We start from the raw sequence: 16,120 nt of genomic DNA on the forward strand, positions 1-16,120 counted from the left end.
GACGCCGGTGGCGGGTCCGCACCGGGCGGGTCCGGCCCGGCCACGGCGGGTCGGGGGCGGGCTGGCCGGCCGCCGCGGGTGGGGGCGGACCCGGCGGGTCGCCGCGGGTCGGGGCGGACCCGGCGGGCCACTGCGGGTCGGGGCGGACCCGGCGGCTCGGGGCGGGCGGGGGCGCCGGTCAGGCGGCCAGCGCCTCCAGGGCGTCGTCGAGCTGGGGCTTCCGGCCGTCGGCGAAGACGTCGAGGAACTCCTCGCCGGGCGCGGCCCAGAACCGGGTGCGCGGCTCGTCCCGCCAGTCGCAGGTGATCTCGCAGCCCCAGGAGTGGAGGTACGTCCGCTGGTCCGCCTGCCCGCGGTGGAAGAGCGGGTCGCCGACGATCGGGAAGCCGAGCCACGCCAGGTGGACGCGGATCTGGTGGCGCCGACCGGTGACCGGCTTGAGCACCAGCAGCGTACGGTCGCCGCTGACCAGCGCCGTGGCGAAGTCGGTACGCGACTCGTAGGAGGGCCTGGACCGGTCGACGGCCGACTCCGGCAGCGCGAAGCGGCAGCGGTCGGCGTCGTAGCGGATGGCGTCGCGCTCTCCCGCGATCCGGATGGTCCCCTTGCGGCCCGGCCGCAGCGGCAGGTCGATCGTGCCCCGCTCGGGCAGCCGCGCCCCCTCGACCCAGGCCAGATAGCGCTTGTCGGCGCCCCGGTTGGCGAACTGCCGGGTCAGCGACGCGTGCGCCGACGGCGTCCTGGCCAGCAGCAGCAGCCCCGAGGTGACCTTGTCGATGCGGTGCACCCAGTGCACCGGCTCCCCGGCGGCGGCGGCCAGGTCGGTCAGGGACTCGGTGTGCCGCTCGCCCATCACGGAGATGCCCGGCGGCTTGTCGAGCACGAGCAGGTGGTCGTCCTCGTGGACGGGCTCGCGCCGAAGTTCCGACCAACTGAAGGTGGTCATCATCGCCTCGGCTCTCGACTGTCCTGAGCTGCTCCGGGTCGCCGACGGCCGCGCCCGGGGCAGCGGTGACGCGCGGAGCGGGGGTCGCACCGGCCAGGTGGGCCGGCAGGGCGAAGGATACCAACCGACGACTGCGGGCCCCGGCGTCGAGTGGCGTCGAGTCGGCGCTCCGGACCGCGCCGTGGACGTGCGGGAGACCGGCGCGACCTACGTGCCGGCGTACCGAGCCGGGTCGAACCGCCACCGGGTGGCGGCGAAGCCGGACCCCTTGTCCATGCCGATCACCTTGGCCGGGGTCACCTCGAAGACGAGGTACGGCGACGGGCCGATCCCGTCTCCGTCGATCCCACCGTCGACCGGGGTCACCTCCCAGCCGTACTTCTCGCCGTAGGCCTCGGCGACGCGCTTCAGCGTCGCCGGGTCGGTGATCCGGGACGCCCTGCCCTCGATCGACAGGTCGAGCTCGGGACTGCCGACGGTGAGGACGCAGTGCGGGTTGGTGGCCAGGTTGTCGACCTTGTGGGCGGACCCGCTGGAGCAGAAGTACATGGCGTCGTCGAGCCACATCGCCAGCAACGGCACGGCGTGCGGCCTGCCGTCCGGCCGGACGGTGGACAGGAAGAACTCTCCCGCCTCCGTCAGCCGCTCACGCGCCTGCGACCAGGGCATCGGCTTGGAGCCTTCGCTGGCGAAGGACGGTTCCGCGACCGGCTCACGACCCACCATGGTTCCCCTTCGAACGACGACAGCGTGACGGAGACAGCACGGACAGTATCGCAGCGTCGGATGCCGGCGAGCGGCCGGACCCCGCCGCCGCGGGGTGTCGGAGGGACGCTCCCTCGACCGCGCACGCGGTCGCCCGGAGCTGGGCGCGACCCGTAGCCTGAGGTGATGATCATCAGGGTCGCCACCGAGCAGGACTGGACGGACATCTACCCCTTCTACGCCGCGATCATGGCGGAGGGGAAGGCCTATCCCTATCCGCCGGACCAGTCCCTCGAGGAGGCGCGGCCCTGGTGGATGGAGCAGCCCCCGGGGAGGACCGTCGTCGCGGTGGACGGCGACGTCGTCATCGGCTCGGCCAAGATGGGCCCCAACCGGCCCGGGCGGGGTTCGCACGTGGCCACGGCGTCCTTCCTGGTCGATCCCGCGCACCAGGGCAGGGGCGTGGGCCGGGCACTCGGTCGGTACACGCTCGACTGGTGCCGCGCCGAGGGATTCCACGGCATCCAGTTCAACGCGGTGGTCGAGTCGAACCACCCAGCCGTGCACCTGTGGCGTTCCCTCGGTTTCGACGTGATCGGCACGGTCCCCGAGGCGTTCGACCACCCCCAGGACGGCCTCGTCGGCCTGCACGTCATGTACCAGCGGCTGAGGTGACGGCCGGGGCCGGGGCTCCGCCCCGACCCCGGCCCGGTCGTCCCCCGGCGCGGTCGGCCGCCCGGGTCACCAACGCTCGTCGTGCAGCACGGTGGACAGTGGCGGTCGGGCGGCCGGCCGGAAGGTGCTGCCCGTGTACCAGGCCGTCGGCACCAGCGCCACCTGGTGCACCCCGGCAGGAATGCCGAGCAGCCGGGCCACCTCGGCCTCCCGACGCAGGTGGGCGGTGGTCCAGACGGTGCCGAGCCCGCGGCTGCGGGCGGCCAGCATGTAGCTCCAGACGCCGGGCATCACCGACCCCCACAGCCCGGCCTGGTTGCCGGCGGGCAGCGGGTCGGGGGTCACCACGCAGGCCAGCACCAGGACGGGTACCGAGCCCATGTTCCCGGCCAGGTGGACGGCGCTGGCCAGCGACCGGTTCCCGTCCGGCGGCTGCCGGTCCGCCCCTCCACCGGCCGCCGCGAGTTGCTCCTCGAAGGCGGCCCGGTAGATGGTCCCGAGCCGGTCTCGGGTGCCCGGGTCGGTGACCGTGATCCAGTGCAGGGCGTTGCGACCGGAGCCGCAGGGCGCCTGCTGGGCGACGCGCAGGCACTCCTCGACCAGCGACCGGGGCACCGGCCGGTTCAGGTCCAGGCGCCGGCGCACGGCGCGCGTGGTCGTCAGCAGGGCGTCCGGGGTCAGCGGGTCAGCCACCTACGGCACCGTCCCACTCCAACGGCAGCTCCCACAGGCCACGGACGTACATGTCCGTACGCCACCGCAGCTCCTCTTCCGGCACCGCGAGGCGCAGCCCGGGCAGCTTCTCCAGCAGCATGGCGACGCCCATCCGCAGCTCCAGGCGGGCCAGCTCCGCGCCCAGGCAGTGGTGCGCGCCGAACCCGAAGGCGACGTGCGGGTTCTCCGCCCGGTCCGGGTCGATCCGGTCCGGGTCGGCGAAGACGTCGGGGTCGCGGTTCGCCGCGTCCGGGACCGGCACCACGACCTCGCCCTCGGCCACCACCGAGCCGTCGGAGAGCGTCACGTCGGTGGTCGCCACGTGGGGCACGCCGCCGCTGCCGTTGGCGCAGACGTGGCGCAGGAGCTCCTCCAGCAGCGGTTCGAGCGAGGCGGGACCGCCCCGGGCCCGTTCGACCAGATCGGGTCGACGCAGGATGTGGTACAGCACGACGGCCAGCATGTTGCTGGTCGTCTCGTACCCGGCCATCAGCACCCCGGCGGAGAGGACGACCACCTCGGCGCGGCTCAACTGCCGGTCGGGCCGCTGCTGGGTCAGCATCCGCACGATCAGCCCGGACGGCGCCTCGCCCCGGTCGAGCCGGGTCCGCAGCGTGTCCACCAGGTCCGCGAAGTACCCGTGCATCTCCCGGTGGCAGCGGTCCACCTCCTCGCCCGGAAACCGGTTGATCGACATCATCGAGTCGACCCACGGGCCGAAGCGCGGCATGTCCGCCTCGGGCACGCCCATCAGCCGGCACATCACCCGCAGCGTGAACGGCTCCGTGAAGCGACCCACCACGTCGGCCGGACGCGGCCCGGCCGCGAACTCGGTGAGCTGCCGCCGGGCCAGGTCCTCGACCATCGGCCGCAGCCGGCCCACCTGGTGCGCGGTGAAGGCCGGCGCCACCGTGCCCCGTCGCCGGGTGTGCACGGGCGCGTCGGTGGTGATCAGGGGCAGCGAGTCGGCGCTGCGGGCGAAGAGCGTCCCGGCGGTGTAGGCCGAACGGCTGAACCTGCGGTCGGAGAGCACCAGCCGGACGTCCGGGTACCGGGTGATGAGGAGCGCCTCCCGGCCGTTCGGCAACCGGACCCGCCCCGGCCGTGGCCGGGCGCGCATCGCGGCGTACTCGGCCGGTGGTTCCACCGAGGGGTCGACCGCGAAGGGAAACGAGGGCAGGTCGCTCATGCGCTTGCCACCTCCTGCAGGATGCTGACGAGCTGATAGGTGGCGAACGTGCCGAGCAGGAACATCGCCGCCGACGCGTACGGCCAACGGGGTTGCCGGTCGGCCCAGAACCGCCGCGCGCCGAGGGCCGGCAGCGCCAGCGGCAGCACCACCAGCCAGACCGGCCAGTACGGCGCGTCGTCCCGCGCGGTGGTGACCAGCAGCAGCACGACCGACGCCAGCGCCGCACCGACCGCCAGGGCCGCCGTGGCGGGGGCGCCGAGCGCCTGGGAGTACGTGCGCTCGCCCGGCCGGGGCTGCCGGGTCGTCTTGCGGCCGAACTCCAGGTGCAGGAACGCCAGCGCGGAGACCACAATGCCGACCGCGCCCGACCAGGACGGCGCCAGCCCCGTCGAGTGCAGCACGCCGGCGTAGAGGAACGCGTTGATCAGAAGCTGGACCGGGAAGCTCACCACGAAGCCGACCAGCAGCGCGTCGCCGGCCGGCCAGCGCAGCCGCTGGTCCGCCCAGAGCAGCGCGAAGGCGTACCCGAGCTGGGCGGCGAGCACGCACAGCACCGGCCACCGCCAGGCGTTCAGGGCCAGGACCAGGACCGTGCCGGCGGCGATCATGACGCCCAGGTCCCGGACCCCCACCACGCCCCGCGCCAGCGGCCGGTCCGGATTGTGCGTCCGGTCGTAGTCGAGGTCCCGGATGTCGTCGATGGCGCGCATCATCAGCAGGTTCACCAGCAGGGTGAGCGCGCTGACCAGCGTGCCGACGTCGGGCAGCCAGCCGTCGATCCGCACGTCGGCGATCGCGCACACCGCCGCGCCGCCGAGCGCCCAGAGCACCGCGTACGGCACGTACGCCTTCGGCGGGTAGCTGCCGGCGACGTAGCGCGACAGCCGCCGGATCAGACCGTCGCCGGGCTGGTGGCCGGGACGCTGCGGACCGTACCGTTCGCCCCGTCCACCTCGATCCACGAGCCGTCCTCGATCAGGGTGGTGGCGTCCGGCACCGCGACCACCGTCGGGATGCCCAACAGTCGGCCCGTGATCGCGGTGTGCGAGAGCAGGGTGCCCCGCTCCACCACCATGCCGCGCGCCACCATCATCAACATCAACCATCCGGGGTCGGTCTCCTTAGCTACGATGATCCGGTCACGGCAGGTCTCCGCCGGTGTCGACGGGTCCAGCACGACCCGCGCCTGCCCTTGCACCACTCCCTTGCTCGACGGCAGCCCCTGCAACCGGACCGGCCCGCCGGCGCCGACCGCGGCGCTGGCGACGGGCGCGGCCTGAGAGGCCGGCATCGGCCGGTTGTACGGGGTCGCGGGGCGGATGCCGAGATCCGGGCCGTCAGCCGCGGCCAGTCGCTCCGCGCGGCGGCGCCGGACGATCGCGCGCAGGTCGGTGTCGACCACCGTCCCGTCGTACGCTCCAAGCACTTCCTCGACGGTGAGGTCGAGCACGTCCAGTCGGTCGTCGAGCTGTCCCGCCTCGGTGAGCAGCGCCCCGAGCCGCCACATGACGTGCCGGGTCAGCCCGTAGAGCTGGCTGCGGCAGTAGCGGGTGTCCTCCCGGGTCCGGACGAAGAAGCGCAGCCCCGCCGCGAGGGTCCGGATGACCAGCCGGCGACCCGCCGAGCGGCAGTTCTGCCGCAGCTCCCGCTCCGCCTCGGCCCGGCTCCCCAGCTCCCGGGCCCGGCTCTCGGCGACGGTCAGGCCGCTCTGCACCAGGGGCCGCAGCATCGTGATGATCATTCCGGGTCGCTGGCGGGGTGAGGCCTCCTCCAGCTTGAGGTCGTGCGGCGCGCGGTCGCCGTACCGGCGCAGATGCTCACGCGCGGCGTCGGCCACCTCCGTGCCGTACCGCCCGTCGGTCACCTCGCGCCAGAGCGCGTCGGCCGCGTCGTCGTCGCAGTGCCGCACCCGTTCGGCGAGTTCCGGGTTCTCGCCGAACAGCTGGGCGAGGGCGATTCCCGACCGCACGCCGAGCACCGAGCGGTTCTCCCGCCCGCCCGTCAGCAGGCCCCCGAGGGTCCGCTGCTCGTCGCCGTCCACCCAGCGGCGCACCAGCGCCGAGGCGAGGGTCGCCGTGCCGAGCATGAAGAAGGTGTTGACCAGGGTCACCCCCCACCGGTGGCCGACCTCGCTCCAGAGCCGGCGGTAGCAGGCGATCAGCTCCTCCGGCGTCCACTCGTCGATGCCGCGGGAGTCGTCGACCAGCGCGTCCCACCACCGGAGGAACCGCCGCACGGAGCCGGGCAGCCGGGCCAGCCGCAGCGCCAGCCCGGGCACGCTGGGCAGCGCCCGCAGCACCTCGGCGCGCGACGGACGGTAGTCCCCGGCCAGCCCCATCGACCGCTCCCACCAGGGGCGGACCAGCACGAAGCCGGGGATCTGGTGGTGCAGGACGAACCAGGCGTCCAGCCGGTAGTAGACCCGCCCGCCCAACAGCCCCACCATGCGGCTGAGGTGGTGTTCGTTGGCCCGCAGGCGGTGTTCCGGCACGCCCATCCGCCGGTACACGTCCCGGAAGATCAGTCGGTAGAACACCCGCGCCTGGGAGTACGTCAGGGCGCCGGACACCCCCGGATAGCTCTCGGTGATGTTGTGGTTGCTCCAGGGCACGGCGTCGTCGTCGGCCGCGTCGGCCAACCCGGGGCGCTCGGGCGAGGAACTCGCGAAGACCACCGGCCGGGCCTGGAGCAGGTGCACGGTGCCGTCGGGGGTGATGGTGCCCTCGATGTCCTGCGGCGGGCCGAAGAACCCCTGCACCCGCGCGGCCAGGTCCGCGACCTGACGGGCCTGCTCGTCGGTGAGCACGGGCGCGGTGGCGAGTTCCGCCGGCACTGGCTGGACCATCGGTCCCGTACCGTCCGCGGCGGGAACGACCATGTCCCTCTTGACCACGGTCTCGGCGCGCACGGCCCCGGTGGCGTTGTCGACGAAGAAGTGGTCCACGTCGGCGCGTTCCTGCACGACCCCCTCGCCGATGCCGTGGGCGGCGGCGACCACGCAGGAGTCCGCCCCGGTACGGGGATCGCGGCTGAACGCCACGAACGAGCGGGTGCCGGGGATCATCCGTTGCACGCCCACCGCCACCCGGGCCGACACGGGAGGAAGGCCACGCCGGGCCCGGTACAGGATCGACTCCGGGTTCAGGCCGGACGCCCAGCAGTCGAGGACCCGCCGCCGGACGTCGGCCGGCGCGACGTACAGGAACGAGTCGGTCAGGCCCGCGAAGGCGTCGTTCACCCCGTCCTCGCCGTTGCCGTCCGCGTCGGCCACCACGCACGCCCGTACCGCCAGCAGGTGGTCCGGGGCGGCGAGCGCGGCCACCGCCGCGTCGAGTTCGGCGGTGACCTCCGCCGGCAGGGTGACCGCCCGGAGCTCGTCGGCGGTCCGCTTCGCCCAGTCCAGCAGCTGGTCCGGATCCGCGTCCGCGTCCGGCGCGGTCGCCATCAGCGCGGCCGTGGCCTCGTCGAAGGCGAGCACCGACAGGCAGCAGAACCCGGGCACCGGGAAGCCGGCCGCGCGGAGCTGCTCCTGCCGGGCGAACTTGTGCCCGACCAGCGTCGGATCGGACAGCCGCGGGTCCCCGGCGTGGATGATCGACATCACCACACCCCCGGCACGAGCCGGGCACGCCCGGTGGCGAACTCCGGGTAGCCCGGCGCCGACCAGAGCACCCGTTCCTCGGTGCGGATCCGCCAGATCAGGCCGCCCAGCAACGCCAGCAGCGCCAGCACGCTGACCGGGCTGAGGAAGTAGAGCACGAAGCCGAGGTTGGCCAGCAGCATTCCGGCGTACGCCGGGTGCCTGACCAGCCGGTACGGCCCGCCGGTCACGATGGGGTGCCGGTCCCGGCGCAGCACGTGGTGGGTGTAGAGGGCCCCGAGGGCCCGGATCGCGGTCAGCCGCAGGGCGATCCCGGCGACGAAGAGCACGATCGGGGGGATCATCCACCACGAGAACCGGGACCATGGCGCGGCCGGCACCATCGCGACCACGACCAGTGTCAGGCGGGCGCAGGCGTAGACCGCCAGGGTGCGGATCTCCGCCGCGGGCTGCGCGGGCTTGCGGAAGGTCACCGGGATCTCGACGCTCAGCCAGATCAGGTATCCGACCGCGAGCAGCCCGGAGATCAGGTGGGACGGCTCCCCTGCCGAGCTGAGGTACCAGACGCCCCGGACGACGAGCACGGTGAACGCGACCACGAAGAGCAGCCGGGTCAGCACGGTGACCGGGTCGATCCCGGCGCGGGGACTGGTGGTGGCTTCGGGCCGGGTCACGCCTGCCCCCCGGTGCTCGCGGTCGGACGCCGGAGCCGGTCGTAGACGGCGGGGGTCGCCACGTAGTAGCGGAAGCCCACGTGCCCACGGGGGGCGCCGTCGACCAGGACCCTGATGGTCAGGCTGAGCCGGCCCCGGGCGGGCGGTTCCGGCGTCCAGTTCAGCTCGATGTCGCCGGACAGGTCGCCGGGCAGGTCCGCGTCCAGGTCGAGGAGGACGAACGTCGCGCCCGGGCGGGACCGGCCAGCCACATGGTTGATCATGGTGGCGAACTGGCGGGCGGCGTCGATGACGAGTTCGATCCGGGCCGGCGCACCAGGGGGACTGGCGAGCGGATGTCCCATCGGCGGCCGGCGGACGGCGACGGAGTGGTTGGCGTCCATCCCGGAGATGAGCACGTTCTCGGGGTGCTGGCGGTGGACCAACGCCGGGTCCGCCGGGGGCACCGGGGAGGACACCCGCGTACGGGGGACCTCGGGTCGGGGCGGCTCTCCGGTCCGGAAACCGACCGTCCCCTCGCAGACGGTGGTCTCGCCCTGGAACGCCCGCAATCCGATGTCGCCGGCGGTGCTGGCGCCGTCGCCACCGCTCGCCGCCAGGTGACCCACGAACGCCACCGAGCGCGCGGGTGCCGGAACGACCGCCTCGAGGCCGACCGGCTCGCCCAGCTCGCAGAAGAGGGGGAAGCGCAGCGAGACGAGCATCTGCCGCCGGGTCCCTTCGATGCCGTCGGCGGACCTGAGCAGCTCGAACAGACCGCAGACGAGTGCCATGCCGGGCAGATGGTCGAGCGGATGGTCGAAGAAGTAGGGGTCGTGCGGGTCGACGACGAGGGCGGCGGACCACCGGTCATGCACAGTCCCGCCCTCCCGCGCCACGCGGCTGACCAGCTCTCCACCGCTCGTCCGGCCGGGTTGAGAGGTCTCGAGATGCTCGGTTCCCAACGACATAGGACCTGCCCTTCGGTCTGATCGAAGACCATGATCCTCAATGGGAGTTCCGCTGTCATCTTCTTTCGGATTGCGCTTTTCCATTGGCGTGGACAGATAGGAACGCGCATACCGGAGTTTGTGGGAATTCCACTTGTCCCGGTCCGCGACATACGACGCGGACCGCGTCGGATGTCCGAGCAAGAGGTGGTTGGGGCGTGTCCCGTCCGGTGGTCGTCCGGCCGACCGAATCGCGTCCTCACCTGGGCGGGGACACCCGCCGGGGCAGGGCGGCCGGGCGCCGGGCCGCCTCGGTCGACGTCGGGATCGGCCCACTTCCGGAGGCTCCCGCAGCCGCCGGAGCGCCCCGAGGCGGCCCGGCGTCGGAAACCGGACACTCGACGGAGCCTCGCGATCGCCACGCCCGTCGGACGTCCAGCAACGAGCCCCAGCGAACTGACCGCGGAACGCGCGACGCCTACGACGTGAGGGCGCCGTCGAGTCCGCCGGGATCATTCGCCCAGCGGAGCACCGCGCCAGCGCCATTCCGGCGACCGGGGGCGTCCCGGCAGCTCGATCCGGCCGGTGGACCACCGCAACGCCGCCCACGGGTCCACCCCGGCCAGTTCCCGCGCCGATTCCGGAAACAGCCGGGCGAGGACCCGGGCACACACGTCACGTGGTGGACGGAGGGCCAGGCCGAGGCCCTGCGCGATGTCGTCGCCGTGCAGCAACGTCTCCGCGCAGCCCATCGCGGCGAAGCCCTCCGGGTCAGCCTGGCCGGTGGGATGGTAGGCCCGGACATCCGGGCCGGACGTGCGTACCGTGGCCGCCAGAAGACGGCCAGCCACCTCGACGAACTCCAGAACCTCCGCCGGTGAGGCGTCCTTGTCGGCGTTCGCCACGAAGCACACGAACCGCTTCTCGGGCCGGGCGACGAGCTGGCCCGCGAACGACATCAGGCAGTCACCGACGTGCTCGGCGGCGTGCCAGCAGTCCCACTCCAGGCCGCCTGCCCGCGCGGACCAGTCCAGGCCGGTCGCCGGTCGCAGGCTGGCGACAACGCAGGACACTGCGACATCGAGATCATCGGCGGTGACCGCCACTGTTTCCTCCAGTTCCGCGGCGGACGCCGTGTCCGCCGTAGCCGGTGCACACCTTGCCCGTGGGGTGTGACGAGCCCGCCGTCGTCCGAGAAGCTTGCGGCCGGGACCGCCCCGAGGCCCGCCGGGCGCGGTCACTGCCGCGAGGGCACGCAGCACCGCCCGACGTCAGGTCGTCCCGAGGCTCCGCAGGGGGCACGGTGGCATCTCCGTCGTCGCCCGGGCGCTCGGGGCCCGGTGGGTGGGAGTCCGAGAGGGGAGCTCAGGGCCTACTGACGCAGTTCGAGCGACATCTGCGCGGACAGGGCGCGGAGGAAGGCGGGCGCGTCGAAGACGGCACCGGCGGACGCGACACCGACGGTCCTGGTCCGTCCCGTGAGGATGCGGTGGACGGCCTCCACCGCGAGCGGCGCGCTGACGGCGTAGATGTCCCGGCCGCCCGCCACGGCGCGCCGTTCCGCGCCGCCGGAGCGCACGACGACGTCGACGAGGAAGGTCTGCGCGGACCGCCCGCGATCGTCGGCGGCGGCCGGTGCCGGTGTGTCCGGAGCCGCCAGGTCGCCGGCCGCCTCGACCGTCATGTAGGTGCGGACCTCGGGGATGGCCAGGTGGCTGGGGACGGTGACGACGTCGGCCATGCTGAATTCGCCGATCACGGCCCGGGTCCCCATCGGGTCCGGGAAGGGCCACGTCAGGGTGGGCGGGGCGTCGTCGCGGTACTCCAGCCGCCCGTCGCGGTAGCGGACGCGCCGGCCGTCCCTGCGCTGCCGGGAGACCGTGCCCGCCGCGCGGGTCCCGGGCGTGGGGTGCCAACCGCTCAGCCCGTACGCGACATGCGCCTCGTCGGCCGCCGTCCAGTCGCCCATCGCCGCGGTGACCAGCAGGTCGCCGAGGCCGCCGAAGAAGGCCATCGCGGGAACCACCACGGTCCCCGCGGCGCGGGCGCGCTCCGCGAAGTGCGTGAAGGTGTCGAGATTGGCCTCGATCTCGGCGGCCACGTCCACGTACGGGATGCCGGCGCGCAGTGCCGCCTCGATCACGGGAGCGGCGGTCACGGCGAAGGGCCCGGCACAGTTGACCACCGCAGCCGCGCCGGCCAGCGCGCGGTCGAGCGAGGCCGGGTCGTCGACCGAGGCCGGCCGGGTGTCGAGCCCCGGATGAAGCCCCGCGAGCGCCCGCAGCTTGTCCGCGTCGCGTCCCGAGAGCAGCGGGACGAACCCGCGAGCGCGCAACTCCGCCACCACGAAGCGCCCGGTGTGCCCGTAGGCGCCGAAGACCGCCACCGTCCGATCCGATCCCATCAGCTCTCCCAGCCCCGTGCCCGATTGATCAACTGTGACCATCCTGGCCGTGGTGGCGCACCGACGCGAGTGTCTGGAACGCCATGCCCCGTACAGTTTCGGACATGGGCACCGTCGCGCTGGCCGTCACCGACGGGATGCTGCACTTCGAGCTGTCCCTGGCGTACGAGGTCTTCGGATCCGACCTGACCGGCCTGGCCGACCCCTGGTACCGCCTCACCGTGTGTGGACCGGCCGCGGTGCGGGTGGGCCGGTTCCGGCTGGAGCCCGACTGCGGGCTCGACCAGCTCGCGTACGCCGACACGGTGATCGTCCCCGGCTGGGTCGACGTCGACGAGGACCCGCCCGCCGACCTGGTCGACGCGGTGCGCGCGGCCCACGAGGCGGGCGCGCGGGTGGCCTCCCTGTGCACGGGCGCGTTCGTGCTGGCCGCCGCCGGCCTGCTGGACGGCCGACGGGCGACCACGCACTGGGCGCACACCGAGGCCCTGGCGGCCCGCCATCCCCGGGTGGAGGTCGATCCGGACGTGCTCTACGTGGACGACGGCGACGTGCTCACCTCCGCCGGCAAGGCCGCCGCGATGGACCTGTGCCTGCATCTGGTCCGCCTCGACCACGGCGCGGCGATCGCCAACACGCTCGCCCGCCGCCTGGTCGTGCCCCCGCACCGGGCCGGCGGCCAGGCCCAGTTCGTCACCGCCCCGGTGCCCGCCCGGGACGACCATCCGCTCGCCGCGCTGTTCGCCTGGGCGATCGAACGGCTCGACCACCCGCTGACCGTGGAGGACCTGGCCCGCCAGGCGAACATGAGCTCGCGCAACCTGGGTCGCCACTTCAGGTCGGTGGCCGGCACGACCCCGCTGCGATGGCTGCTGACCCAGCGGATCCGGCACGCCCAGGAGCTGCTGGAGACCACCGGCGACAGCATCGACGCCATCGCGGCGGCCACCGGCATGGGCACCGCCGCGACGCTACGCCGACACTTCAACCGCACCGTCGGCGTGCCCCCGGAAACCTACCGCCGCACCTTCCGCAGTTCGCGGTCCAGCGCTCGATGACGGGCCGCCACCGGGGGCAGCGAGGCTCGACCTGTCCCGCCGCGACGATCCCTCAGGCCTTGTGGAGCCAGAACGTCAGACCCAGCGATTCGTCGCTGAACGCCTCGGCGTCCGCCCACGTGGGCGTACCGGCGGCGTAGTCCGTGGCGAGCACCTCGTCGGCGACCAGCTCGCCGTGCTCGGCGAGCGCCGTCGCGGTGTCGTCCACCGACGCCTGGTAGCGCAGCACGATGCGGTCCGCGACGTCGAGGCCGCTGGTCTTACGGGCCTCCTGGATCTGCCGGATCGCGTCGCGCGCCACCCCGGCGCGCCGCAGCTCGGGCGTGAGCTGTAGGTCGAGTGCCACGGTGGCCCCGCTGTCGGAGGCCACCGCCCAGCCCTCGCGCGGGTTCTCCGTGATGATCACCTCGTCCGGGCCCAGCGTGACGCTCTCGCCACCGACGACGACCGTGGCCGTGCCGGTGCTGCGCAACTCGTCCTTCAGCGCCGCGGCGTCGGCGCCCGCGATCGCCTTGGCGACGGCCTGCACCTCCTTGCCGAACCGCCTGCCCAACGACCGGAAGTTGGCCTTGGCGGTGGTGTCGACGAGCGATCCGCCGGCCGTGACGACCGACGACACCGACCCGACGTTGAGCTCGGCGGCAACCTCGGCGAGCAGTTCCGGAGGCAGGTCGTCGAAGCCCGAGGCAGAGGCCAGCGCGCGCGACAGGGGCTGGCGGACCTTCATCCCCGATTCGGCGCGGGCCGCCCGGCCCAGCTCGACCAGCCGCCGGGCGAGCGCCATCTGCACCGCCAGTTCCGGGTGGACCAGGGAGTCGTCGGCGACCGGGTACGCGGCGAGGTGGACGGACGTCGGCGCGTCCGGTGTCACCGGCACGACCATGTCCTGCCAGACCCGCTCGGTGATGAACGGCGTGATCGGCGCCATCAGCAGCGTCACCGCCGTGAGCGCCTCGTGCAGGGTCGCCAGCGCCGCCCGGTCCCCACGCCAGAACCGGCGGCGGCTGCGCCGCACGTACCAGTTGGACAGGTCGTCGACGAAGGCGGCGAGCAGCTTGCCCGCCTCGTGCGTGTCGAACGCCGCCATCGCCGCGTCCACCCGCTGGATCAGGCTGTGCGTCTCGGACAGCAGCCACCGGTCCAGGAGCGGGCGGTCGGCCGGGCGCGGGTCCGCCGCCGAGGGGGACCAGCCGGCGGTACGGCCGTACAGCGACTGGAAGGCCACCGTGTTCCAGTAGGTCAGGAGGGTCTTGCGCACCACCTCCTGCAGAGCGCCGTGCCCCACCCGACGCGCCGACCAGGGCGATCCGACCGCGGCCATGAACCAGCGCACCGCGTCGGCACCGTGCTGTTCCATCAGCGGGATCGGCTCGAGGATGTTGCCCAGGTGCTTGGACATCTTGCGGCCGTCCTCGGCCAGGATGTGGCCCAGGCAGACCACGTTCTCGTACGCCGACCGGTCGAACACCAGCACGCCGATCGCCATCAGCGTGTAGAACCAGCCCCGGGTCTGGTCGATCGCCTCGGAGATGAACTGCGCCGGGTAGCGGCTCTCGAACAGCTCCCGGTTGCGGTACGGGTAGCCGAACTGGGCGAACGGCATGGCGCCGGAGTCGTACCAGGCGTCGATCACCTCGGGTACCCGGGTCGCGTCGGCGCCGCAGTGGCAGGCGAACGTCACGTCGTCGATGAAGGGCCGGTGCGGATCGAGCTCGGACAGGTCCCGGCCTGCCTTCTCACCCAGCTCGGCCAGCGAGCCGACGCAGGTCAGGTGGCCCTCGGTGCAGCGCCAGACAGGCAGCGGCGTGCCCCAGTAGCGTTGCCGCGACAGCGCCCAGTCGATGTTGTTGACGAGCCAGTCGCCGTACCGGCCGTGCTTGATTGTGGCGGGGTGCCAGGTGGTGCGCTCGTTCTCGCGCAGCAGGGCGTCACGCACCGCAGTGGTCCTGATGTACCAGGAGGGCTGCGCGTAGTAGATCAGCGCGGTGTGGCAGCGCCAGCAGTGCGGATAGCTGTGCTCGTAGGCGGTCTCGCGGAACAGCAGCCCACGGGCGGTCAGGTCGGCGACCAGCGGTGCGTTGGCGGCCTTGAAGAACAGCCCGCCGACGAGCGGCAGGTCCGCCTCGAAGGTGCCGTCGCGGCGCACCGGGTTGATCATCGGCAGTCCGTACGCCCGGCAGCTCGCAAGGTCGTCCGCGCCGAAGGCCGGCGACTGGTGCACCAGACCGGAACCGCTGTCGGTGGTGACGTAGTCCGCCAGGATCACGATGTGCGCGTCCGGTACGTCGACCAGGTCGAACGGCGCCTGGTAGGTCCACCGCTCCAGCTCACGGCCGGTGAAGGACTCCCCCGTGGCCTTCCACCCGTCGCCGAGCAACGGGGCCAGCAGCGGCTCGGCGACCACCAGCTGCTCGGTGCCGTCGGTGGCGACCACGTAGGTCACCTCCGGATGCACGGCGACCGCCACGTTGGAGACCAGCGTCCACGGGGTGGTGGTCCAGACCAGCAGCGACGCCCGCCCGGCCAGTGGCCCCGAGGTCAGCGGGAAACGCACGTACACCGACGGGTCGACGACGGTCTCGTAGCCCTGGGCCAGCTCGTGGTCGGAGAGGGTGGTCTGGTCCTTCGGGCACCACGGCGCCACCCGGAAGTCCTCGACCAGCAGGCCCTTGTCGAAGATCTGCTTCAGCGACCACCACACCGACTCGATGTACTCCGAGTCCATGGTCCGGTAGGCGTCGCCCAGGTCGACCCAGTAGCCCATCCGTCGGGTGAGCTCGGCGAAGGCGTCGGTGTGCCGGGTCACCGACTCGCGGCACCGGGCGTTGAACTCGGCGATGCCGTAGCGCTCGATGTCCTGCTTGCCGTTGAGCCCGAGTTCCTTCTCGACGGCCAGCTCCACCGGCAGGCCGTGGCAGTCCCAGCCGGCCTTGCGTGCGACGTGGAAGCCCTTCATCGTCCGGTACCGCGGGAACATGTCCTTGAAGACCCGCGCCTCGATGTGATGGGCACCGGGCATGCCGTTCGCGGTGGGCGGGCCCTCGTAGAACACCCATTCGGGGCGTCCCTGGGACTGCGCCATGCTGCGCGCGAAGATGCCCTCGTCGTTCCAGAACCGCAGCACCTCGTGGTCGAGGGCGGTCAGGTCGACCTGGTTGGCAACGGGACGGTACATGGCTCCTCCGTCGGACGGTGTCTTGCTCCGGCGAAGGGACGAGGCCG

13 protein-coding genes are annotated in these 16,120 nt (G+C 73.0%); 2 read left to right on the plus strand and 11 right to left on the minus strand.

The genetic code is table 11. From position 1 onward, the window contains the following. Positions 1-178 precede the first annotated feature (178 nt). Both AB0G13_RS16360 and AB0G13_RS16365 read right to left on the minus strand, forming a co-directional pair. Positions 179-946, minus strand: a complete 768-nt coding sequence (locus AB0G13_RS16360; protein ID WP_357874745.1) for an RNA pseudouridine synthase — start codon at positions 944-946, stop codon at positions 179-181. Positions 947-1,153: 207 nt separating this feature from the next. Continuing rightward, the gene (locus AB0G13_RS16365) at positions 1,154-1,672 is read right to left on the minus strand and encodes a pyridoxamine 5'-phosphate oxidase family protein (RefSeq protein WP_357874748.1); all 519 of its coding nucleotides are present in this window, start codon (positions 1,670-1,672) and stop codon (positions 1,154-1,156) included. Between the two features lie 165 nt (positions 1,673-1,837). Here AB0G13_RS16365 and AB0G13_RS16370 point away from each other — a divergent pair, with 165 nt between their 5' ends. Continuing rightward, complete coding sequence (locus AB0G13_RS16370; RefSeq protein WP_357874752.1) at positions 1,838-2,326, plus strand: GNAT family N-acetyltransferase; 489 nt, start codon at positions 1,838-1,840, stop codon at positions 2,324-2,326. 66 nt (positions 2,327-2,392) lie between these two features. Here the strand turns inward: AB0G13_RS16370 and AB0G13_RS16375 are convergent, their stop codons facing one another. From AB0G13_RS16375 to AB0G13_RS16410, 8 genes are all read right to left on the minus strand, one after another. Beyond that, positions 2,393-3,019 carry a nitroreductase family protein gene (locus AB0G13_RS16375; protein ID WP_357874755.1) on the minus strand — a complete coding sequence of 209 codons (627 nt, stop codon included), beginning with the start codon at positions 3,017-3,019 and terminating at the stop codon, positions 2,393-2,395. Further along, the gene (locus AB0G13_RS16380; RefSeq protein ID WP_357874758.1) at positions 3,012-4,229 is read right to left on the minus strand and encodes a cytochrome P450; all 1,218 of its coding nucleotides are present in this window, start codon (positions 4,227-4,229) and stop codon (positions 3,012-3,014) included. Before AB0G13_RS16380 ends, AB0G13_RS16375 begins: the two co-directional genes overlap by 8 nt. After that, positions 4,226-5,194 carry a hypothetical protein gene (locus AB0G13_RS16385; RefSeq protein WP_357874761.1) on the minus strand — a complete coding sequence of 323 codons (969 nt, stop codon included), beginning with the start codon at positions 5,192-5,194 and terminating at the stop codon, positions 4,226-4,228. Before AB0G13_RS16385 ends, AB0G13_RS16380 begins: the two co-directional genes overlap by 4 nt. Beyond that, positions 5,125-7,833 (minus strand): PEP/pyruvate-binding domain-containing protein, encoded by a 2,709-nt coding sequence (locus AB0G13_RS16390; protein WP_357874764.1) that lies wholly within the window; start codon positions 7,831-7,833, stop codon positions 5,125-5,127. The genes AB0G13_RS16385 and AB0G13_RS16390 overlap by 70 nt, the downstream gene beginning before the upstream one ends. After that, positions 7,833-8,507, minus strand: coding sequence for an isoprenylcysteine carboxylmethyltransferase family protein (locus AB0G13_RS16395; RefSeq protein ID WP_357874767.1), 675 nt, complete (start codon positions 8,505-8,507; stop codon positions 7,833-7,835). The genes AB0G13_RS16390 and AB0G13_RS16395 overlap by 1 nt, the downstream gene beginning before the upstream one ends. Further along, positions 8,504-9,364 (minus strand): hypothetical protein, encoded by an 861-nt coding sequence (locus tag AB0G13_RS16400; RefSeq protein WP_357874770.1) that lies wholly within the window; start codon positions 9,362-9,364, stop codon positions 8,504-8,506. The genes AB0G13_RS16395 and AB0G13_RS16400 overlap by 4 nt, the downstream gene beginning before the upstream one ends. 584 nt (positions 9,365-9,948) lie before the next feature. Beyond that, on the minus strand, positions 9,949-10,509 hold the full coding sequence (locus tag AB0G13_RS16405) for a hypothetical protein (RefSeq protein WP_357874773.1): 561 nt from the start codon (positions 10,507-10,509) through the stop codon (positions 9,949-9,951). 299 nt (positions 10,510-10,808) lie between these two features. Beyond that, positions 10,809-11,840 carry a saccharopine dehydrogenase NADP-binding domain-containing protein gene (locus AB0G13_RS16410; RefSeq protein ID WP_357874776.1) on the minus strand — a complete coding sequence of 344 codons (1,032 nt, stop codon included), beginning with the start codon at positions 11,838-11,840 and terminating at the stop codon, positions 10,809-10,811. Positions 11,841-11,944: 104 nt separating this feature from the next. Between AB0G13_RS16410 and AB0G13_RS16415 the strand changes: the two genes are divergently transcribed. Beyond that, positions 11,945-12,898: a helix-turn-helix domain-containing protein gene (locus AB0G13_RS16415; protein ID WP_357874779.1), complete on the plus strand. Its 954-nt coding sequence runs from the start codon at positions 11,945-11,947 to the stop codon at positions 12,896-12,898. A 52-nt stretch (positions 12,899-12,950) separates the two neighbouring features. On the opposite strand, the gene ileS is transcribed toward AB0G13_RS16415, so the two are convergent. Beyond that, positions 12,951-16,073 (minus strand): isoleucine--tRNA ligase, encoded by a 3,123-nt coding sequence (gene ileS, locus AB0G13_RS16420; protein ID WP_357874782.1) that lies wholly within the window; start codon positions 16,071-16,073, stop codon positions 12,951-12,953. Between the last annotated feature and the right edge of the window lie 47 nt (positions 16,074-16,120).

It is taken from the genome of Micromonospora sp. NPDC023633, from assembly GCF_040640035.1.
Taxonomy (GTDB): Bacteria; Actinomycetota; Actinomycetes; order Mycobacteriales; family Micromonosporaceae; genus Micromonospora.

What these genes read in the sequence shown, in the direction of transcription:
- AB0G13_RS16360 (WP_357874745.1), bottom strand. Translation starts at nt 946, where the DNA reads ATGACCACCTTCAGTTGGTCGGAACTTCGGCGCGAGCCCGTCCACGAG.
- AB0G13_RS16365 (WP_357874748.1), bottom strand. Translation starts at nt 1,672, where the DNA reads ATGGTGGGTCGTGAGCCGGTCGCGGAACCGTCCTTCGCCAGCGAAGGC.
- AB0G13_RS16370 (WP_357874752.1), top strand. Translation starts at nt 1,838, where the DNA reads ATGATCATCAGGGTCGCCACCGAGCAGGACTGGACGGACATCTACCCC.
- AB0G13_RS16380 (WP_357874758.1), bottom strand. Translation starts at nt 4,229, where the DNA reads ATGAGCGACCTGCCCTCGTTTCCCTTCGCGGTCGACCCCTCGGTGGAA.
- AB0G13_RS16390 (WP_357874764.1), bottom strand. Translation starts at nt 7,833, where the DNA reads ATGTCGATCATCCACGCCGGGGACCCGCGGCTGTCCGATCCGACGCTG.
- AB0G13_RS16410 (WP_357874776.1), bottom strand. Translation starts at nt 11,840, where the DNA reads ATGGGATCGGATCGGACGGTGGCGGTCTTCGGCGCCTACGGGCACACC.
- AB0G13_RS16415 (WP_357874779.1), top strand. Translation starts at nt 11,945, where the DNA reads ATGGGCACCGTCGCGCTGGCCGTCACCGACGGGATGCTGCACTTCGAG.
- ileS (WP_357874782.1), bottom strand. Translation starts at nt 16,073, where the DNA reads ATGTACCGTCCCGTTGCCAACCAGGTCGACCTGACCGCCCTCGACCAC.